The organism is Amycolatopsis dongchuanensis (assembly GCF_039542405.1).
In the GTDB taxonomy this organism is placed as follows: domain Bacteria; phylum Actinomycetota; class Actinomycetes; order Mycobacteriales; family Pseudonocardiaceae; genus Amycolatopsis_E; species Amycolatopsis_E sacchari.
Window position 1 is genome coordinate 1 of sequence record NZ_BAABIB010000178.1, and the last position, 1,331, is coordinate 1,331.

1 protein-coding gene is annotated in these 1,331 nt (G+C 68.7%); it reads left to right on the forward strand.

Going from position 1 to position 1,331, the window contains the following annotated elements; all coding sequences use genetic code 11:
- Nucleotides 1-63: 63 nt before the first annotated feature.
- Nucleotides 64-1,331 (forward strand): ISL3 family transposase (locus ABFX51_RS39320; protein WP_346056983.1); only part of this gene is annotated, 1,268 nt, incomplete at its 3' end.

The following is a 1,331-nucleotide window of genomic DNA, read 5'->3' on the forward strand; positions in this document are numbered from 1 at the left end:
GGATAGGGGTCGAGGTCTCCCGAGGATGAAGGTTCCTACACGCCTCATCCGGAAGACCTCGACATGCCTGACGCTACCTCTCATGCGGGCTTCGCCTGCCCTGACCTGACCACGTTCTGCCGGCTCGACGAGCTCGGCCTCGAAGCGGTTGGGCAACGACTCGAACCCGATCGTGCGGTGCTGGCCTGCCGGGTCGTCGAGCCTGACCAGTGGTGCCGCCGCTGCGGCTGTGAGGGGGCGCCGCGTGACACCGTGGTGCGGCGACTGGCGCACGAACCGCTCGGGTGGCGACCCACGACGCTGGAGGTGGTCGTGCGCCGTTACCGGTGCACCGGCTGCGGACACGTCTGGCGCCAAGACACCAGCCTGGCTGCCGAGCCGCGGGCGAAGCTGTCGCGTTGTGGGCTGCGGTGGGCGCTCGAAGGGATCGTGGTCCAGCACCTGACCGTGGCCCGGGTCGCCGAAGGCCTCGGGGTCGCCTGGAACACCGCCAACGACGCCGTCCTGGTCGAGGGCAGGCGAGTGTTGATCGACGACGTCGGCCGGTTCGATGGCGTTGCCGTGATCGGTGTCGATGAGCACGTGTGGCGCCACACCCGCCGCGGCGACAAGTACGTCACCGTGATCATCGACCTGACCGGCGTCCGCGACGGTACCGGCCCGGCCCGACTGCTCGACATGATCGAGGGCCGCTCCAAGCAGGCGTTCAAGACCTGGCTCGCCGACCGCCCCGAAGCGTGGCGCAACCACGTGGAGGTGGTCGCGATGGACGGGTTCACCGGCTTCAAGACCGCCACCGCCGAGGAACTGCCCGACGCCGTGGCGGTGATGGATCCCTTCCACGTTGTCCGCCTGGCAGGCGACGCCCTCGACCGGTGCCGCCACCGTGTCCAGCAGGCCATCCACGGCCACCGCGGACGCAAGAGCGACCCGCTCTACTCCGCGCGCCGGACCCTGCACACCGGCGCCGACCTCCTCACCGACAAACAGAAGAACCGACTCGCCGACCTGTTCGCCGCCGACGCCCACGTCGAGGTCGAGGCCACCTGGGGCATCTACCAACGCATGATCACCGCCTACCGCGAACCCGACAAGAAGAAGGGCCGGGACATGATGACCAAGCTCATCGACTCGATCAGCCACGGAGTCCCTGCCGCCCTCATCGAGATCATCACGCTCGGACGGACACTGAAGAAGCGCGCCGTCGACGTGCTGGCCTACTTCGACCGCCCCGGCACCAGCAACGGGCCGACAGAGGCGATCAACGGCCGACTCGAGCACCTCCGCGGCTCCGCGCTCGGGTTCCGCAACCTGACCAACTACATCGCCAG